14 protein-coding genes, 8 tRNA genes and 2 rRNA genes (1 of these 24 cut by a window edge) are annotated in these 18,646 nt (G+C 48.6%); 2 read left to right on the forward strand and 22 right to left on the reverse strand.

All coding sequences use genetic code 11. From position 1 onward, the window contains the following. The first annotated feature begins 78 nt into the window (after positions 1-78). Complete coding sequence (locus F3H97_RS12150) at positions 79-2,427, forward strand: bifunctional diguanylate cyclase/phosphodiesterase (RefSeq protein ID WP_196431518.1); 2,349 nt, start codon at positions 79-81, stop codon at positions 2,425-2,427. 37 nt (positions 2,428-2,464) lie between these two features. Here the strand turns inward: F3H97_RS12150 and F3H97_RS12155 are convergent, their stop codons facing one another. From F3H97_RS12155 to F3H97_RS12175, 5 genes are all read right to left on the reverse strand, one after another. Then, complete coding sequence (locus tag F3H97_RS12155) at positions 2,465-3,613, reverse strand: mannitol-1-phosphate 5-dehydrogenase (RefSeq protein WP_196431519.1); 1,149 nt, start codon at positions 3,611-3,613, stop codon at positions 2,465-2,467. Further along, the gene (locus F3H97_RS12160) at positions 3,614-4,045 is read right to left on the reverse strand and encodes a PTS mannitol transporter subunit IIA (protein ID WP_026824364.1); all 432 of its coding nucleotides are present in this window, start codon (positions 4,043-4,045) and stop codon (positions 3,614-3,616) included. 47 nt (positions 4,046-4,092) lie between these two features. Beyond that, a complete protein-coding gene (locus F3H97_RS12165; RefSeq protein ID WP_196431520.1) occupies positions 4,093-5,514 on the reverse strand; it encodes a PTS mannitol transporter subunit IIBC in 1,422 nt (473 codons plus the stop codon). 167 nt (positions 5,515-5,681) lie between these two features. Next, positions 5,682-7,712 (reverse strand): BglG family transcription antiterminator, encoded by a 2,031-nt coding sequence (locus tag F3H97_RS12170; RefSeq protein WP_159563467.1) that lies wholly within the window; start codon positions 7,710-7,712, stop codon positions 5,682-5,684. After that, positions 7,702-7,971, reverse strand: coding sequence for a PTS sugar transporter subunit IIB (locus F3H97_RS12175; RefSeq protein ID WP_074034712.1), 270 nt, complete (start codon positions 7,969-7,971; stop codon positions 7,702-7,704). The genes F3H97_RS12170 and F3H97_RS12175 overlap by 11 nt, the downstream gene beginning before the upstream one ends. A gap of 285 nt (positions 7,972-8,256) precedes the next feature. Between F3H97_RS12175 and F3H97_RS12180 the strand changes: the two genes are divergently transcribed. Further along, entirely contained in the window at positions 8,257-8,742 is a 486-nt protein-coding gene (locus tag F3H97_RS12180; protein WP_196431521.1) for a DUF4365 domain-containing protein, read from the forward strand. Positions 8,743-8,814: 72 nt separating this feature from the next. Here F3H97_RS12180 and glmS read toward each other — a convergent pair whose 3' ends face one another. From glmS to F3H97_RS12265, 17 genes are all read right to left on the reverse strand, one after another. Further along, positions 8,815-10,611 (reverse strand): glutamine--fructose-6-phosphate transaminase (isomerizing), encoded by a 1,797-nt coding sequence (gene glmS / locus F3H97_RS12185; protein WP_196431522.1) that lies wholly within the window; start codon positions 10,609-10,611, stop codon positions 8,815-8,817. A gap of 358 nt (positions 10,612-10,969) precedes the next feature. After that, on the reverse strand, positions 10,970-12,328 hold the full coding sequence (gene glmM / locus F3H97_RS12190) for a phosphoglucosamine mutase (RefSeq protein WP_078147859.1): 1,359 nt from the start codon (positions 12,326-12,328) through the stop codon (positions 10,970-10,972). 36 nt (positions 12,329-12,364) lie between these two features. Next, entirely contained in the window at positions 12,365-13,645 is a 1,281-nt protein-coding gene (locus tag F3H97_RS12195) for a CdaR family protein (protein ID WP_196431523.1), read from the reverse strand. Beyond that, positions 13,646-14,506, reverse strand: a complete 861-nt coding sequence (gene cdaA / locus F3H97_RS12200) for a diadenylate cyclase CdaA (protein ID WP_196431524.1) — start codon at positions 14,504-14,506, stop codon at positions 13,646-13,648. Between the two features lie 127 nt (positions 14,507-14,633). Further along, positions 14,634-15,269: an RseA family anti-sigma factor gene (locus tag F3H97_RS12205; RefSeq protein WP_078147861.1), complete on the reverse strand. Its 636-nt coding sequence runs from the start codon at positions 15,267-15,269 to the stop codon at positions 14,634-14,636. Beyond that, the gene (gene sigW, locus F3H97_RS12210) at positions 15,266-15,841 is read right to left on the reverse strand and encodes an RNA polymerase sigma factor SigW (RefSeq protein WP_012727640.1); all 576 of its coding nucleotides are present in this window, start codon (positions 15,839-15,841) and stop codon (positions 15,266-15,268) included. Before sigW ends, F3H97_RS12205 begins: the two co-directional genes overlap by 4 nt. Before the next feature lie 129 nt (positions 15,842-15,970). Then, a complete protein-coding gene (gene rocF / locus F3H97_RS12215; protein WP_074035370.1) occupies positions 15,971-16,873 on the reverse strand; it encodes an arginase in 903 nt (300 codons plus the stop codon). A 201-nt stretch (positions 16,874-17,074) separates the two neighbouring features. Beyond that, positions 17,075-17,150 (reverse strand) — tRNA-Ala (locus F3H97_RS12220). An 18-nt stretch (positions 17,151-17,168) separates the two neighbouring features. Beyond that, a tRNA-Gly gene (locus F3H97_RS12225) sits at positions 17,169-17,243 on the reverse strand. A gap of 6 nt (positions 17,244-17,249) precedes the next feature. Next, positions 17,250-17,325 (reverse strand) — tRNA-Lys (locus tag F3H97_RS12230). Between the two features lie 5 nt (positions 17,326-17,330). After that, positions 17,331-17,414: transfer RNA gene (locus F3H97_RS12235), tRNA-Tyr, on the reverse strand. Positions 17,415-17,420: 6 nt separating this feature from the next. After that, positions 17,421-17,493 (reverse strand) — tRNA-Thr (locus F3H97_RS12240). Between the two features lie 31 nt (positions 17,494-17,524). Next, positions 17,525-17,600 (reverse strand) — tRNA-Val (locus tag F3H97_RS12245). A 4-nt stretch (positions 17,601-17,604) separates the two neighbouring features. Further along, positions 17,605-17,679, reverse strand: a tRNA-Glu gene (locus F3H97_RS12250). A gap of 5 nt (positions 17,680-17,684) precedes the next feature. After that, positions 17,685-17,759: transfer RNA gene (locus F3H97_RS12255), tRNA-Asn, on the reverse strand. A gap of 8 nt (positions 17,760-17,767) precedes the next feature. Next, positions 17,768-17,884: ribosomal RNA gene (gene rrf, locus F3H97_RS12260) — 5S ribosomal RNA — on the reverse strand. A gap of 53 nt (positions 17,885-17,937) precedes the next feature. Continuing rightward, positions 17,938-18,646: ribosomal RNA gene (locus tag F3H97_RS12265) — 23S ribosomal RNA — on the reverse strand (it continues 2,205 nt past the right edge of the window).

Genomic DNA, 18,646 nt, shown 5'->3' on the forward strand with positions numbered 1-18,646 from the left:
TTTTTATATGTAATTTTAATTGTTCCGCATATAATGAAGTGATGAATAGATTAAATAACCCTATGAGGTATCGACACTATGGAACAGATTAGCACGCACACAACGAGTCATAATGGATTTTTGATGATGCTCGCTTTCCTCATTGCTAGCGTTTCAGCCTTGATGGCACTCGAATTAGCGAAGCGGGTCACAGGAGGTGTGACAACGTCTCATCGTACTTGGATTTTATTTGGTGGTACCACCCTAGGTCTCGGCATCTGGTCCATGCATTTTGTGGCCATGCTCGGTCATGCTTCTTTACACGAAAGCACGTACTCCATCTGGCTCATTATCGGATCGATGATTCCGGCGATTGCCGGGTGCATCCTGTCGTTCGGTTTGATTTCCCGAAAGACGACATGGATGACCTTACTGCAATCTTCCGGTTTGATGGGATTCGGAATTGTCAGCATGCATTATATCGGGATGACCGCTATACAAAGTGTTCAATTAGACTTTGATCCCTTATGGGTATTGATTTCGATTGGTATCGCTTGGGGCGCTTCCGTTCTCGCCTTATGGGTAGGTTTCTTTTCATCCTACTCTATGCAGCATTCCGCTTTTTCCGTGAAACTGATGTTCTCCCTTCTGATGGGGACAGCTATTTTCAGTATGCACCTTGCTGGAATGCGGGCAACGACCATTATCCCCGATGCTTCACCCGTCAGGCAGGTTCCGATTGATCCGACCCTACTCGCATGGTTAGTCACAAGCATCGTATTTCTCTTATTCGGGATGTACTTTATTGCGTATACGTTAGAACGACAAATCCAAAAACGTGACCTCTTCCAAACGACGATTTTAGAATCGACAACGGATGCCGTAGTGACGACGACAAGCGATGGTGAAATCCAATATCAAAATCAGGCGTTCGCTCACTTATTCGAGGGGCATGTAACAGAACCTTTTTTTCAGGATTATCATCCTTTGCTGTCGGCTCAACAGCCGTTCTATCAGCCGGTACAAATTGACACGAATCATCGTACGTTAGAAGTGACGTCTTACCCACTTCAATATGGTTCGAACAATCAAGTACTCTGGTTTATCCGAGATGTGACCGAAGCAGTCGCCTCTCAGCGTCTGATTGAACATATGGCTTTTCACGATGCATTGACGGATTTACCAAATCGGCATAAATTGGATGCCCTCTTGAAGGAATGTATCTCACAAGAACGTTCGGTCGCCTGTTTATATATCGACGTAAATCGCTGGCGTTTCCTAAGTGACATTCTCGGGCATCACGGAGCAGATGAGTTGATCATTCAAGTCGCTGACCGCCTCAAACATACGATTCACCCAGACGATGTGTTGACACGAATCGGACCATCCGAGTTTGTCATCTTACTATTTGCGCAACGAAGTTCGCTCGCTCATCAAAAGGCTGAAAAATGTATTAAGGCGCTTTCATCCAGCTTCGACGTGGATGGCACGACTCTTGAATTGACGATGAGTGCGGGAATCAGTCATTTCCCTAAGGATAGTGCTTCTTCCGAAGAACTTATTCAATTTTCTCGTCTTGCCGCTGATGAATCCAGACAGGATGGAGAGAATAATATCAAATTATTCGAAGAATCATCACGACCTCAACTCTTGCGCAATATCGAGATAGAAAAAGCACTCGTCACCGCACTAAGTAAAAACGAACTGACACTTGTCTATCAACCGAAAATCGATTTGAAGCGGAATCGATTAGAAGGCGTGGAAGCGTTACTTCGCTGGCAACATCCACAAATCGGAAAGGTTGCGCCATCTGACTTCATCCCGATTGCAGAAAACACGGGGTTAATTCATTCGATTGGTCATTGGGTCATTCGGGAAGGCTGTCGCACTTGGGTACGTTGGCAACGGACTGGGATACGTCCCTTTACATTATCCCTTAACGTCTCCCCCCTCCAATTTGCGCGCGAAGACTTTGTTGATACGCTACAATCCATTCTTTTGGAGACGGGGATGGACCCGATGTATCTCGAATTGGAAGTGACCGAGTCCTCGATGCTTTCATATGAGGCCTCGACTCGTGAAAAACTGACGCAGTTGCATCAGCTCGGGATCCTCATTTCTCTCGATGATTTTGGGACCGGCTATTCTTCTTTCAGCCAACTTCGGGAACTTCCTGTGCAAGTGCTGAAAATCGATCGGTCGTTTATCGAGAACCTGTTCACCGACCGCAATCAAGAGGCCATCGTCCGCTCGATGATTCAACTCGGTCACAACCTGGGCATGAAAGTTCTCATGGAGGGCGTGGAAACATCCGCTCAACTCGAATGGTTACTCAAGGAATCATGTGACTACGTACAAGGCTACTACTTCAGTCTTCCATTGTCTGAGACAGACGTTCCGTTTCATATAAAAGAGACGACCACCTATCTCGAGTTCGGAAAACACTAAAAATCGCTCCTGTCAAATAGACAGGAGCGATTTTTAGTTACGACACGCGTTCTTTTTCTTCTTCCCGAATCAAATGATATTGATCGAGAATCAACTGAGTCAACGTGTCCCCCTCATGAAGATGAAGGTATTTTTCAATCGTTGACGAGATGCCGTGTTCTTCGATCGACAAGTTCAGCTCCGACGATTCCGAGTCCTCCGGGTTGTAATAATGAAGGGCTGCTGCAATCCCGTAAGCAAGTTCGTTTGGCTCGATGCCGTTATCCATCAATTCACGTGCCGGTTTGACAAGACGGTCGCTCGGTCCAAGTTTACGAATCGGCGAACGCGCCACGCGCGACACTTCATCCTTCAGTTTCGGGTTTTCAAAGCGCTTGATAATTTTTTGAATGTATTGGCTATGCTCTTTCGCCTCGAATCCGTATTTCTCAAGCAATAACCAACCTGTCTCATACAATGCGCCTTGAACGACTTGACGCACGCGACGATCCTTCAGCGCCTCGTCAATCGTCGCCTTACCGAACAACGAGCCGATATAAGAGGCGATGGCATGTCCCGTATTGACCGTGAATAATTTCCGTTCGATATACGGTCCGATTTCCTCGACCCACGTCACGCCTTGAATCGGTGGTTGTTCGTTGAGCCCTTGTGTCTCGATGACCCATTCATGGAAAGTTTCGACTTCCACGTAAAGTGGATCCTCATGTTGTTGTAGCGGGACGATGCGGTCGACAGCCGCGTTCGGGAAGAAAACATTCGCCTCCCCGACACCACCACACGCCTCTACTTCTTGACGAAGGATCGCACTCCCACCAATCATGTTCTCACATGCGATGACATAGACCGGGGCATCTTCGACTTCACGAGCACGAAGTCCTTCGCTGATCAACGGTGCTACTTTTGAGAGAAGTGACGGTCCGACAGCCGTCGTCACGAGATCTGCTTCTGCAATCAATTCCACGACACGAGCCGGTTCTTTTAAACTGTTGACACCGCGAACACGGTCGACAATGATACGATCGACGCCGTCTTCTGCGAATCCGACCTCATAATGACGTTTTGCCTCGAGCGCTTCGATGACCGTGTCATTGATGTCGACAAACGTCACCTCGTAACCGCTTTGATTGAGCAATAATCCGATAAATCCTCGTCCAATGTTCCCTGCACCAAAATGAACAGCTTTCATTTACGCCACCTCTTCCATAAAGAGCGCCAAGATTTCTTCTTTCGTTTTCGCCTGAACAAGACGCTCCACATTGCTTTCGTCCGAGCAGAGAATCGCGATTTGCGAAAGGAGCTCTAAATGTTCATCATTCACGCCTGCAATTCCGATGACGAGTTTGGCCGTTTGACCTCCGAAGTCGACACCGTCTGGTACTTGCAAGAACGAGATCCCCGTCTTCTGAACCGCTGATTTCGCTGCTTCTGTACCGTGTGGAATGGCGACGTGGTTTCCGATATAGACGTTGGCGATCGCTTGACGTTCATGCATCGCTTCTACATACTCCGGCGTCACACAGCCGGCGTCTTGTAGGACGGCTCCGGCTGCTGTGATCGCTTCCTCTGTCGTTGCGAATGTTTGGTTAAGTCGAATCATCTCTGTTTGAATGAATGGCATTTTGATTTCCTCCTAATGGCTAAACCGTATCTCTATCTGTTCTGAGTTCAAGAAATTTTGCTGCGTTCCGCTTTAATTTCTTCTACCAATTGGTCGTAGTAATCGGCGTTCAAGAAGTTCGTGACCGAACGATGAATCGCATTCGGTGCTTGCGCTTCCGCACGCTCCGTCAAATCTTCGTGTGTGATGACGAACTGGGCATCTTTCGGCAAGTTGCTGATGGACGTGTTCGTCACTTTGATTGGCAAGTTCGCTTTGTTGACCTTGTTCCGGAGAACCGATGCTCCCATGGCACTCGATCCCATTCCAGCGTCACAAGCGAAGATGATATGGTCGACTTTATCAAGACGATCTGTCACGAGAGCCGATGCGTAAGACTGTTTGCCTTTCATCGCACTCACGTTTTGTGTCGCTTCTTCGAGTGATACTTCCTCTGCTGCGCTCGATTTCAAGATGACACTCGCCACAGCGAACGTGACCGCTGCTGACAAGAGAATCCCTGCCACGAGTCCAAGATATGAACCGCGTGATGCCATCGCAAGAATGGCAAAGATACTACCTGGTGAAGCAGGTGCGACGAGACCGACATCAAAGAGTACGAACGTGAAGATCCCTGTTGCGCCCCCTGCGATCATCGCAAGGATCAAGACCGGCTTCATCAATACGTATGGGAAGTAAATCTCGTGAATCCCACCAAGGAAGTGAATGATAGCTGCACCCGGTGCCGTACGTTTCGCTGCACCTTTGGCGAAGAACATGTATGCGAGAAGTAATCCAAGACCTGGTCCTGGGTTTGCTTCAAGTAAGAAGAGAACTGATTTTCCAGCGTCTGCGACTTGATCGACACCAAGCGGACTCAAGATCCCGTGGTTGATGGCGTTGTTCAAGAAGAGAACTTTTGCTGGTTCGATGAACAGACTCGCAATCGGAAGCAATTTCGCGCCGACGATCCAGTCAACACCTGCCGCCATGACTTTATCGAGGGCACTCATGATCGGACCGAAGATTTCAAATCCTCCAAGCATGAGAAGACCACCGATGATTCCAACTGAGAAGTTGTTGACGAGCATTTCAAATCCTGCTTTAACTTTGCCTTCAAGGGCACGGTCGACTTGGCGGATGACATAACCACCGAGTGGACCCATGATCATCGCACCGAGGAACATCGGAATGTCGGTACCGACGATGACCCCCATCGTGGCGAGTGCCCCGACGACACCGCCTCGTACGTCATGAAGTAATTTACCACCAGTGAAACCGATGAGTAATGGTAAGAGATACGTGATGGTTGGACCAACGAGTTCTGCTAATTTTTCGTTTGGCCACCATCCTGTTGGAATGAAGAGTGCTGTGATAATCCCCCAGGCAATGAAGGCGCCGATGTTCGGCATGACCATCCCACTGAGGAAACTACCGAACCGTTGTACTTTGACTCGGACCCCGCCCGAGCTTGCTTGCGTATTCGCCATGTATAAAACCTCCAGTCGTTTAAATGTGAAAGGTTGAATGTGTAGTGTAGCTAACCGGTTTGTGCTCTACACCTGTATTGTATGCCTGGAGTAAGCGCTTACTCAATTCAATCCAGTTCACACTTTGGCAACATTTTGTGCCAAACAAAAAAATGACCATGGTTCGGTCATTTTTCGTACAATGTTTCATGAATCATTTTCTTCATGCATTCGTGCAGGAGTAAACGAAGATCTTCTTTCGTTCCCGTGCTATAAAGACGCATATGCTCCTCACTCTCAATGAGCGACCCGCTGATCGCACTTAGGAACTGAAGCTCGACGTCACGTGCTTCTTCCGGTGCAAGCAAGACAAGGAGACGTGTCACGGGTTCGGTCGACTGATCCATCATGAGGAGTGGGATCGATGTCGTTAAATCAAACGCAAACACACTCGCCTTCTCAATCGAGGCATGTCGTCCGTGGAATAACGCCAGTTTCGTACCCGGCACACCAAGGCCCGCGACCTCGTGACGACGAAGCAGTTGGGCAGAGAGCTGAATCCCGCTTTGTACGAGGTCACGTTCTTCTAAATGTGTACCGATATCAAGCAAGATATCTTCTAAACGGTCCGTATTATTGAGCGTGACCAAATCGAACTGGTCATCCATCCGCTCGAACGTCTCGACCAATTCCCCGAGTTCTGCGAAATCAAGCATCGTTGACCGCGGCTTCGTTGCGAGTGTCTGAAAGGATTGCGGTAATGACAGTAAGAGATGGCGGACGCGTTGCACTTCTTCACTCGTCAAAAGCGGGTTGACGATTAACGTTGGTACCGATAGCGGTGGTAACGGTACCGTCGACAAGATGACATCATATTCTTCCAATCGGTGCTGTTCGAGTCCGAAAAGTGATGAGTTGACGACGTCTTGCATCTCTGGGAACTCTTGGCGTACCCGATTGACGAGCATCTTCGACGAACCGAGTCCGGCCGAACAGATGACGAGCGCCCGATATTCGCGGCGGCGCACCGGTTTGACGAGTGCTGCCGCAAAGTGCATCGCCCAAAAAACCGTTTCTTCTTCGGAGAACGTATTCGTCCCAAAGACGATGTCGGCGGCCTGTTGAATCGCCGAACGAAGTCCCGGATAGTCGCGGTCGATGTGGGGCTTGACCGTACTCGTCTCTGGTAGCGCCTGCGTATTCATACTCGAGAGGATGTGAGCAAGCAGTCCTCGTTCGAGAGCCGCGTCATCCGTAAAGGTGAACCCGTAGATGAGCGAGACGTGATGAATCAGTTTATGCACCCGAATCTGCATGATCCAGCGTTCTTCCTCGTCTTCTTTCATTTGATCTTTAATTGAGCGCAGACGATTCGCCTCTTCCGCGAACCAGACGCGTTCCGCCATCGAGTAAGTGATACCGAGAGCCGCTTCCATATCGGTGGCGACTTTCAGATAGTCCTCGGACCGTCCTTTCGTATACATCTCTAAAAAGAATCCAGACGCTAACCGCTCTTGTTGCACGCCGTAAGCGAACGTGACTCGCATGATGGTGCGGTCGTCCATCCGCTCAAACGAACGGGATTTCAAATAATCATAACCGTCTCGAAGACCTTCAAGCATCTCCTCGCATGGTACCGTCTTCAAAAAAGCAGGAATGTAGTCGTCTTCTCCACGGACGAAGCGATAAAATGCGAGCGTGTCCCAGTGGGCAAGCAGAGCGTTGATGAGTAGCTTACGCTTCTCGGACTCATAACCGAGCACTCTAGCCCCAACACCTTTTTTCCGTTCAACTTCTAAATGATACTCTTCGAACCATCTGTCCAATTTCTCTAAGTCTTGCGTCAACGTGCTCGGCGAAACGTGCATCTGTTTAGCGACCGCCTGCAATTTGAGTGTATCGTTCTCAAACAAGAGACGCCACGCCAGTTCAAATAAGCGGTCCTCGCTCGTGGGGATCGCTTCTGCAGATAAGATGAGATCTTCTCGTAACTGTTGTTTCGCAGCTGGTTTGCCAACCAGGCTCAGTCCATGACCGCGTTGCCAAGCGAGTTCAAGTTCGAACTCTTTTAAGATGCCTTCAAGTAATTGTCGTTCTCGTTGAATCGTGCGCTCAGACAAATTCACCGCCTGCGCGATTTCGGCGAGCGGTGTCGATGTCTCAGTTGCCAATAAGTGTAGTAAAATCGACCGCTCTCGCGCGGTCCACTCATGTCTCATGCTCATCCATCCATTCTTCGACAAGTAGTCGGTATTCCTCGAGCGACAGGAGTTGTCGGACTGACCGGACACGTGCGGTTGGATGGGTGACCGGGGTCGCCCCTTCCTGATAGAGAATCAAATCCACCTCATTCGGGATGTTTTGAATCGTTCCGTGCGTGATCGTACAAGACAAGCGCCCCTCGCTTGCCTGCGCGAATAACTTCGCCGCCATCGCACTTGTCACAAACCCGCTATGGCAAGCAATGTATACGTTCATGTCAGCCCTTCTTTCGTCGCTTATCTTTATCTAATCATAAGTTGGAACCGCTTACTTCTCCTACTATTTTGCTTGTTGGCAAAGATATCGGCAAGGAGTAAAAAGGTTATGTCTACGTCACTAGACTCACTCCTTAATAAGGAGCTAAAGTCTTCATGAAAGTATTCATCTACGGTTTAATCGACAGTTCATTAAAGATATACTTTTAGATTAAAATATCTATTCTTGTAATGAATTGTATTATAATTTATTACATCTTGTATTTACAGAGAGGAATGGACAGAATTGCCTAACTTTAATTGGGAGCATTTAAACCACTTACAGCTCGGAAGATATGCAGAGTACTATGCAAAAATGGAATTCGCGTCCTACGGATGTGACGTCTATACATCAGAAGTAGATGATCACGGAGTCGATTTTGTCATCAAAGATTCCAATAACCGCTTTTGTGAGATTCAAGTAAAAGCAATTCGTAATTCAGGATATGTTTTTATGCAAAAAAGTAAATTCGACCTTACGACTCCAAACCTTTATTTGACACTTCTTTTATTCACCCAAGACGCACACCCTGAACTTTATCTAATCCCTAACGTCGCTTGGTTAGCCCCAAATGAATTATTCGTTGATCGAGATTACGATAAACCCGGACAAAAGAGTAAACCTGAGTACGGATTAAACATTTCAAGAAAGAACAAATCCTTACTTGAACACTATCGATTCGATACAATGATTCAATCATTTATTCTAAGGCAATCCGAAGGAACTAATTAAAAACTGCACTTTGTATGTTGAAAGTATCCAACAAACAAAGTGCAGTTTTTATTAACTCAGCCTCTTCATTATTTATTCCACTGTCACCGATTTCGCCAAGTTACGTGGCTTGTCGACGTCACAGCCACGGGCGAGCGCCGCATAATATGCCATCAACTGAACCGGTAAGACGTTGATGAGCGGTGCCATGAGTGGCTCGACGTGCGGCAAGATGAAGTCATCATTCTCATGTTCCACGCCTTGCATCGAAATGATACAGGCGTTCGCGCCACGGGCGACGACTTCTTTGACGTTCCCACGAATATTCAAGTTCGTCTTCGGTTGTGAGATGAGCGCGATGACCGGTGTCCCGTCTTCGATCAAGGCGATCGACCCGTGCTTCAGTTCCCCACCTGGGTACCCTTCCGCTTGGATATACGAAATCTCTTTTACTTTGAGCGCTCCTTCGAGACAGACAGAAGCGTCAAGCCCACGACCGATGAAGAACGTGTTCGGTGTCGTTTTCAAATAACGTTCCGCAAGGTCTTCGAACAACTCTTTTTGCGCCATGATCGAGTCCATGATGGTCGCAACTCGGGCAAGCTCCGGCATGAGATCAAACGGCAATTCTTTCCCTGTCGCACGAGCGATGTCATACGCGAGAATCGCGAGGACGGCGATTTGCGCCGTGTACGCTTTCGTCGAGGCGACCGCAATCTCTGGTCCTGCGTGGAGGAGCATCGTCTCGTTCGCTTCGCGTGAGAGCGTCGATCCCGGTACATTCGTCATGGTGAGCGCTTTGTATCCGCGTTTCTTCACTTCGACGAGGACGGCACGGCTGTCCGCCGTCTCACCGGATTGTGATAAGAAGACGAACAACGGACGTTCACTTAAGAGCGGCATATTGTAGCCGAATTCAGAAGAAACGTGCACTTCTGTCGGAATGCCGGCGATGCGTTCTAAAATGTCTTTTCCGACGAGTCCGGCGTTATAGCTCGTCCCACATGCGACGATATAGACGCGGTCCGCTTCCGAGACGAGTTCACGCACGCCTTCCGTGAGCTCGATCTCGCCGTTCTCGTTCTGGTAGTGCTGGATGATGTTGCGGATGACGGCCGGCTGCTCGTCCATCTCTTTCAACATGTAGTGTGCGTACGTGCCCTTCTCGATGTCTGACGCATCGATCTCGGCCGTGTATGGCGCGCGTTCGAGCACATCACCGTCGAGCGTCTTAATCGTCGCCGCCTCACGTGTGAGGATGACGATCTCGCCATCGTGGAGCTCGAGGTACTGGTCTGTCACCTGGAGCATCGCCATCGCGTCTGATGCGACGACGTTGAACGTGCCGTCACCAAGTCCGACGAGGAGCGGTGACTTGTTCTTCCCGATATAGAGGCGCTCTTTGTCCTCTGAGTCGATCATTGCGATCGCATACGAACCGTGGAGGTCCGAAAGCGTCTTGCGGAACGCCGCCTCGACGTCGCCGAGCTCGACGAAGTGCTTCTCCATGAGCTGGACGATGACTTCCGTGTCCGTCTCTGAAAGGAACGGAACGTCGAGCGTCTTCTTGATGAGCTCGTCGTTCTCGATTACGCCGTTATGCACGAGCGTGAAGCGTCCTGTCGTGCTTTGGTGCGGGTGGGCGTTCGGTACGCTCGGTACCCCGTGTGTTGCCCAACGTGTGTGGCCGATTCCAATCGTGCCGTCTACTTCTGCTGGGATGATTTCGCGTAGCGCAGCAATGCGACCGACTTCTTTGTGAACGTTGACATTCTCATGCATCAACGCAAGACCTGCCGAGTCATAACCACGGTACTCGAGTTTTTCAAGACCTTTGAGAAGGACTTCCTTCGCTCCGGTATTCCCAATCATTCCTACAATTCCACACATAAACAAATCTCCTCTATTCTTCGATTTCTCGAAAAAGGAAACGGGCTTTTTCTAAGAGCTGTCAGTACACGCTTCTTTGTCCGTCCGGTCGCCCGGGCGTTTTAAAAGCATGTTTGTCGTCGTGACAGGCGACGAGGAGGCATCCGCCGAAATCTCGATAACCTCCAACCTCGTCAACTCCGCAGAGTTCTGGCGCTTGTTCGTACTCTTGTGTCCTTCCGTTTCCAAGGTCACGCTCTTAATAGTACAAATCACACCCCCATTCGTCAAGAAAATCCGCTGTTTTCTCGATGACAAAACGGAAACAAAAAGGGAATCCGATGTGGATTCCCTTGTGTTATTCCCGGTTTTGAAAATTTTATCCGTCTACACCGTAATCTTCGCGTACGACTTGTGCGATTTTTTCAACGTAACGGTCACACTCTTCCGCTGTCGGGGCTTCAGCCATGACACGAACAAGTGGTTCTGTACCTGATGCACGGACGAGGATTCGACCGTTTCCGGCCATTTCCGCTTCCGCTTCTTGAATCGTTGCCAAGACACGCTCTCCGTTCATCGCATCGTTTTTATTCGTCACACGAATGTTCACGAGCTTTTGCGGATAAACTGGCATCTCTGCCGCTAATTCAGACAGTTTACGCCCTGTCGATTTCACGATTTCTGCCAATTGCACACCAGATAACATACCGTCACCCGTTGTCGAGTGATCGAGGAAAATCAAATGACCTGATTGTTCGCCACCGAGTGTATATTGATGTTTTTTCATTTCTTCAACGACATAGCGGTCACCCACTGCTGTTTGAAGCGCCGTCATGCCCGCTTCTTCAACGGCTTTATGGAAACCAAGGTTACTCATGACCGTCGCGACAATCGTGTTGTCTTTGAGACGCCCTTTTTCACTCAAGTATTTCCCGCAAATATACATGATCTTGTCTCCGTCGACGATTTCACCGTTCTCGTCAATCGCAATCAAACGGTCTCCATCCCCATCAAAGGCAAGGCCCATGTCCGCTCCTTTTTCACGGACGAATTCAGCCAAATGCTCAGGGTGTGTCGACCCGACACCTTCATTGATATTTAAACCGTTTGGCGAGTTTCCGATCGTCGACACGTTTGCTTCTAAGTCTGCAAACAGTCGAGCCGCAAGGCCACTCGTCGCTCCATGTGCACAGTCGAGTGCGATGTGAAGACCATCAAAATCTTCTTCTACCGTTTGTTTCAACATTTGAAGATACTTTTGCGCGCCTTCGTAGTAATCCGATACGAAACCGAGATCTTTACCTGTCGGACGCGGGAGCGTATCTTCTGCAGCATCTAAGATGTCTTCAATTTCTTGCTCGGTCGCATCGTCTAATTTGAAACCATCGCTACCGAAGAATTTGATTCCGTTATCCGCCACAGGGTTATGCGATGCTGAAATCATGACACCTGCCGTCGCGTCGAGCGATTTCGTCAAGTAAGCGACTCCAGGTGTTGAAATGACACCGAGACGCATCACTTCTGCACCGATTGAGAGAAGACCCGCAATCAATGCACCTTCAAGCATATGTCCCGAAATCCGTGTGTCACGACCGATCAACACTTTCGGCTGCTCGCCTTCTGGCAAATGTTTCGACAACACGTAGCCACCCGCACGACCTAAACGATATGCTAATTCCGCAGTTAACTCAGAGTTGGCAACACCGCGAACTCCATCTGTTCCAAAATATTTACCCATAAGATTAAATCCTCACTTTTGTATGATTGAACATCTTTATTGAATGGAAGATGTTTCTGTTTCTTCATCGACACTCGTCAATTGAACATCGATTGTCTTTGGCGAGATCACGGTCACGCCTTTTGGTACTTCATAATCTGCATCGACCGCATGTGTTCCGCTCGGCAATCCGGTAAGATCTAACGTCACGTTGACACTGTTTGATGAGATGCTTTCAAGAAGGGAACGTTTGCCCGAGAGCGTCACGCTGACCACTTCTTGCGTTTGAATCGTGTAATTCGTCCGGTCATATCCACGGACAGTGATGGGGACGGTCAACCGAATCCGCTCTGTCAATTCACCCGTGTCATCTTTCGTCTCATCATTTGGACGAACGAGCACCTGGACTTCTACTTCTTTTTTACCGAGTGAAGTCACTCCTTCCGGAAGACGAAGGGTAGCGGTCACTTTTCCCGACTTCGTTAAATCGTCAAGTTCAATCGGTTCTGTCTCCACTTGCTGGAGTTCATCTAGCACCGCTTTTGGTGCAAAGACACGGACTTCCGTCTCACCTAGCAACGTATCAACTAAGCGGAAATCGTCTGCCACCTCTCCGCTCGTGACGACCTCGATTGGAATCATCGCGCTCTCGTCATAAATCGGTACGGTGACATTGATGATATTCGGATCGACCGACACGTTCAACGGATTTCCATTCGCATCTAAAATGGTCGGTGGAATTTCTCGTGTGAACGTCTGACTTTGATTGGCAACATCCACATTCAACGTGATTTCTTTGACGTTTTGAATCCGACTCGCACCACCTGTGACTTTTACAGTCGACGGTTCGATTTCGACATCGCCCGCGACTTTTCCGTCCGGTAATTGATCTTTGTTCAACAGATTCACGGACACAGGGACTTCAATCGTTTGTTTCCGATCGATATAGATTTCGACAGTCTCTCGATCTAGTTTGACATTGACGTCTCCGCCGAATCCACGCGCTTCGACCGGGACACGATGGAATCCGGTGCCAAGATTGGTCAAATCGACGAACACTTGATAATCTTTCACCAATTTCGTCATCGTTAAACTACTAGATGGCCCTTGAAGCTCGACACCCATCTCTTCCGGAACATTATATGCGACATACTGGACCTCATCAAAAAACACTTCGACCGGCACATCGAGCGTCATGGAACTTTGTCCGACGATTGGCAATGCGCTAGATGCGTTATTCGAAGAACTGGTCTCAGCGACCATTAAGTATAAAAGGACGGCTAAAGCAAGTGCGATGAAGCGGAGAAACCACTTATGTTGTAACCACTGATCAATCACTTACTTACCCCCTCCTTTTTTGCCGAAGAACGAGAGGGTCGCCTCTTTTTCTTCGATGACGAGTTCTTGAATTAATTTATTGCGAAGCGCTTCTTCGTCTAGTTCCCGATACAAGCGGCCCGCGATTGCAAGTGAGACTGCTCCCGTTTCTTCTGAGACGGTAAGAGTGACGCTATCCGTCACTTCACTGACCCCGATGGCTGCTCGGTGACGTGTCCCGAGTGCTTTATCGATGTGCGGGCTTTCCGAAAGCGGTAAATAGCAAGCTGCCGCCGCAATTTTCCCGTCCTGAATAATCATCGCGCCATCATGAAGCGGCGTATTCGGAATGAATAAGTTAATAATCAACTGGGATGTGATATGCGAGTCCATACGAATGCCGGTCTCCACATACTCGTTCAATCCCGTATCACGTTCAATCGCAATCAATGCACCGATTCGCCGTTTTGACATGTACTGTGCGGAACTGACGATGGCTTCAATCATTTGTCGTTGTTGCTCCTCATCACTTGTTCCCGTACGACTGAATAAGTTACTCGTTCGTCCGAGATGTTCAAGACCACGTCTCAACTCTGGCTGAAAAATGATGATAATTCCGAGGAGACCGTACGTGATCACCTGATTTAGCAAGAACTGGAGCGTTTTCAATCCGAAGAAACCGCTCAAGAACCAACTGACTAGAATGATGGAAATCCCTTTAATTAATTGTACTGCTTTTGTCCCACGCACAATCATCATCAACTTGTAAATGACATACGTGACGACGACGATATCTAAAACATCATTCAAATAATCGTACCAATGTACGTTTTCTGAAAGATTTAAAAATGAGAAAAATGATACTTGTTCAAGTAGCGGCAAATGCTCCCCTCCTCAACTACCTAGCTAAATCGTGCAAATTCCATTATATCATCATTTCTATAGATACGCATTGCGTCACGTCAAAACGAAACCAGATTGAAACGAAAAAAAGACGCCGGAAGCGTCTTTAGAAAAGTTGTTTCATCGAGTACCAAATCCATTCGAACATCTGATCGATCTGTTCGAGTTCACCTGTCACTTGACCGGCACTTGCTAAATAGGCACGACCATTGACGGCTGTCGCGTTTCCATTGACGGTACCTTCAATCCGTAAATCGCCACCTTGGACCGTGATGTCTTTTTCAACCGTGACACCGGCCGGGACAATGACTTCATTCTCAGATACGATCACACCTGGTACTTTTGTATAGGTCATCGTCTCTGAAGCGCTGCTCCATAGTCCGAGTGTCGCACTAGACATCAAACTAAAGAACAGTACGGCCGCAATCAAACCTGGGTGCCGTTGCAACCATTGCATTTGTTTCGAATGCGGTTTGCGTTCTTTTCGAACTGATTTTGAAAACGGTACGACGGGATCAGGTGCTGTTTGTACAGGAGTTTCAGGTAAAGCGGCCATCACTCGGGCCGTAAAATCTGCTGATAACTTTGGACGAGGCAATGCTTTCAGTTCTGCGTCGATTCGTTCATATTGTAGATACGATTCATATAATTCATCGTCCTCTAACAATTGACGCAATTCGTCAGATTCTTCGGGCAAAACGCCATCTTCCAAATATTGTTGTACTTTTTCTTCAGGAGTCAATTGAACCCCTCCCTATTTTGAAAGATTGTTTTTAACATTTCTCTTCCCCGGAAGATCCTTGTCTTAACCGTTGCGACCGGCATGTCGATCATCACGCTGATTTCTTTAAGCGACAAATCATCCACATATTTTAATAATAACGGAATGCGATATTTGTCTGGAAGTTGCTTGATTGCCTCATGCATTTCACTTCGAATTTCGCGATGAACCACTTGGGCATCGGGTTGGGGCGCTTCATCAGCTAAGTGGTCTTGATAAGTCAAACCGTCTGTACCCGCAATTTCGGCATCCATCGAATATTCCGGCTTCCGCTTCCTCAAGCGATCGATGGCAACGTTTGTCGTGATTCGATAGAGCCATGTTTTGAACTTATATTGCGCGTCATACGTATCGATTCGTGTATAGGCACGAATGAACGCCTCTTGGGCAGCGTCCTCTGCTTCGCCACGATCATACAAAATTTTATAGGCGATTGCAAAGACGCCATCCTTGTATAGTTCTACCAGTTCGGCAAACGAATCGTGATTCCCCGCCCTCAATTCATCAACCAAACGGGTGGTCAGCCGTTCCATCAATCCACTTCCCCTCTCCGCTACACATGCGGTCATCTCTATATACGTCTTGATATTGAAATGGTTTCAAAAAATCAAAAAAAGTTTCCATCCCCATTGTAGCAAACGGGTTTGGAAACTGTAAGGAAATCAGACGGTTTCGCCTTCCAATAACAGGTTTTCTTTAGATTTTATAATCGTTTCACATAAGCGATAGGCCAACTGAGCCGTCACGTCATCCCGGTCTAATGCCGGATTTAACTCGACGAGCTCTACTGCGATCAAGTCTTCTGCTTGCATCGCTTCTTTTAAAATCGCTTTGGCTTCGACTTCTGTTAAACCGCCGTCAACCGGTGTACCTGTTCCAGGAACGAGGGATGCATCGAGACTATCCATATCGAAACTGATATAAAAACGGTCTACTCGTTCACGAAGATAACTCAATGACTCTTTCATGATGACATCTACGCCACGCGTACGTACTTCTTCTACTGTAATGACTTTGATGCCGAGTCGATTGATTTCATTCATTTCTCCTTCATCGATATCACGCAGGGCAATATAAACTAAATGCTCTGGTGATAGCTTCGGATCACGTCCGCCCACTTCTGTCAGACGCACGTCGCCCATCCCCATCGCTGCCGCAAGTGGCATTCCGTGAATATTCCCCGACGGTGATGTTTCGCCTGTATTTAAGTCAGCGTGAGCATCCACCCAAATGACTCCATAAGGACCTGTTTGAGCCAATCCAGCAAGAGTACCGATTGCCATACTATGATCGCCCCCAACGATCAAAGGGAATCGATTTTCCGAAATTTCACGATGTACGACTTCTGCCAATTCCGTGACGGTATGCAAGACACCATCAACCCGTTTTAAGTGTTCTTCATTTTCTCGAATTTCAGATTCTGGCAAGACACGAATCGTATGTTTGACCGTTTCTGTCGGAAGAAGTTGTTGCATCCCCATTTCATTTAACTTTGTCGGTCCTTGATCGACCCCTAATTTCCCCTGACCGTAACGCAGCGGCACGTGAATATATGACCATTGCATCGCCATTCCCCCTTTATACGCTTAATAATTAAATTGTAAACGCTATCATTTGTTTGGTTCAACTCGGCAATATTATGAATAAACATGCAAAAAGGCAGCCTGAATGGTGGCAGGCTGCCTTTCTCTGTACTCTCAATTGAATGGTTCATGGTTTTAGGCAAAAAAAAACTTAAGTCATCACTAACTTAAGAAAAAAACATATGGTGGAGCCTAGCGGGATCGAACCGCTGACCTCCTGCGTGCAAGGCAGGCGCTCTCCCAGCTGAGCTAAGGCCCCAATACAGGGATAAGAATATGGAGCGGAAGACGGGATTCGAACCCGCGACCCCGACCTTGGCAAGGTCGTATTCTACCACTGAACTACTTCCGCAAAAAATGGTGAGCCATGCAGGGCTCGAACCTGCGACCCTCTGATTAAAAGTCAGATGCTCTACCAACTGAGCTAATGGCTCAAACCTGGTGGGGGGGGGCGGATTCGAACCGCCGAACCCGAAGGAGCGGATTTACAGTCCGCCGCGTTTAGCCACTTCGCTACCCCCCCGAGGAGTGCCGGCGAAAGGATTCGAACCCTCGACCCTCTGATTACAAGTCAGATGCTCTACCAACTGAGCTACACCGGCATATATATAGGTTTGATGTAATAAATAAAGATGGTGGAGGATGACGGGATCGAACCGCCGACCCCCTGCTTGTAAGGCAGGTGCTCTCCCAGCTGAGCTAATCCTCCATATTGGTGACCCGTACGGGATTCGAACCCGTGTTACCGCCGTGAAAGGGCGGTGTCTTAACCGCTTGACCAACGGGCCTAAATTGGCTCCGCAAGTAGGATTTGAACCTACGACCTACCGGTTAACAGCCGGTTGCTCTACCACTGAGCTATTGCGGAACGATCTTGCCTGGCAACGTCCTATCCTCACAGGGGGAGATCCCCCAACTACTTTCGGCGCTGAGACGCTTAACTTCCGTGTTCGGCATGGGAACGGGTGTGGCCGTCTCGCTATCGCCACCAGACTTTAGGGCTTGTTCCCTGAAAACTGAGGATTCATCAACACAAACCATTAGACTAGATCAAAGCCTCGACCGATTAGTATCATTCAGCTCCACGTGTCGCCACGCTTCCACCCATGACCTATCTACCTCATCGTCTCTGAGGGGTCTTTCTTGATTGCTCAAAGGGAAATCTCATCTCGGAGGGGGCTTCATGCTTAGATGCTTTCAGCACTTATCCCGTCCGCACGTAGCTACCCAGCGGTGCTCCTGGCGGAACAACTGGTACACCAGCGGTGCGTCCATCCCGGTCCTCTCGTACTAAGGACAGCTCTCCTCAAATTTCCTGCGCCCACGACGGATAGGGACCGAACTGTCTCACGACGTTCTGAACCCAGCTCGCGTACCGCTTTAATGGGCGAACAGCCCAACCCTTGGGACCTACTCCAGCCCCAGGATGCGATGAGCCGACATCGAGGTGCCAAACCTCCCCGTCGATGTGGACTCTTGGGGGAGATCAGCCTGTTATCCCCAGGGTAGCTTTTATCCGTTGAGCGATGGCCCTTCCATGCGGAACCACCGGATCACTAAGCCCGACTTTCGTCCCTGCTCGACTTGTAGGTCTCGCAGTCAAGCTCCCTTCTGCCTTTGCACTCTTCGAATGATTTCCAACCATTCTGAGGGAACCTTTGGGCGCCTCCGTTACTGTTTAGGAGGCGACCGCCCCAGTCAAACTACCCGCCTGACACGGTCCTCCAGCCGGATCACGGCTGCGAGTTAGAGACT

The organism is Exiguobacterium sp. SRB7LM, assembly GCF_015712685.1.
GTDB classification, from domain to species: domain Bacteria; phylum Bacillota; class Bacilli; order Exiguobacteriales; family Exiguobacteriaceae; genus Exiguobacterium; species Exiguobacterium profundum.

What these genes read in the sequence shown, in the direction of transcription:
- F3H97_RS12150 (WP_196431518.1), top strand. Translation starts at nt 79, where the DNA reads ATGGAACAGATTAGCACGCACACAACGAGTCATAATGGATTTTTGATG.
- F3H97_RS12155 (WP_196431519.1), bottom strand. Translation starts at nt 3,613, where the DNA reads ATGAAAGCTGTTCATTTTGGTGCAGGGAACATTGGACGAGGATTTATC.
- F3H97_RS12160 (WP_026824364.1), bottom strand. Translation starts at nt 4,045, where the DNA reads ATGCCATTCATTCAAACAGAGATGATTCGACTTAACCAAACATTCGCA.
- F3H97_RS12165 (WP_196431520.1), bottom strand. Translation starts at nt 5,514, where the DNA reads ATGGCGAATACGCAAGCAAGCTCGGGCGGGGTCCGAGTCAAAGTACAA.
- F3H97_RS12170 (WP_159563467.1), bottom strand. Translation starts at nt 7,712, where the DNA reads ATGAGACATGAGTGGACCGCGCGAGAGCGGTCGATTTTACTACACTTA.
- F3H97_RS12175 (WP_074034712.1), bottom strand. Translation starts at nt 7,971, where the DNA reads ATGAACGTATACATTGCTTGCCATAGCGGGTTTGTGACAAGTGCGATG.
- glmS (WP_196431522.1), bottom strand. Translation starts at nt 10,611, where the DNA reads ATGTGTGGAATTGTAGGAATGATTGGGAATACCGGAGCGAAGGAAGTC.
- glmM (WP_078147859.1), bottom strand. Translation starts at nt 12,328, where the DNA reads ATGGGTAAATATTTTGGAACAGATGGAGTTCGCGGTGTTGCCAACTCT.
- sigW (WP_012727640.1), bottom strand. Translation starts at nt 15,841, where the DNA reads ATGGAACGGCTGACCACCCGTTTGGTTGATGAATTGAGGGCGGGGAAT.
- rocF (WP_074035370.1), bottom strand. Translation starts at nt 16,873, where the DNA reads ATGCAATGGTCATATATTCACGTGCCGCTGCGTTACGGTCAGGGGAAA.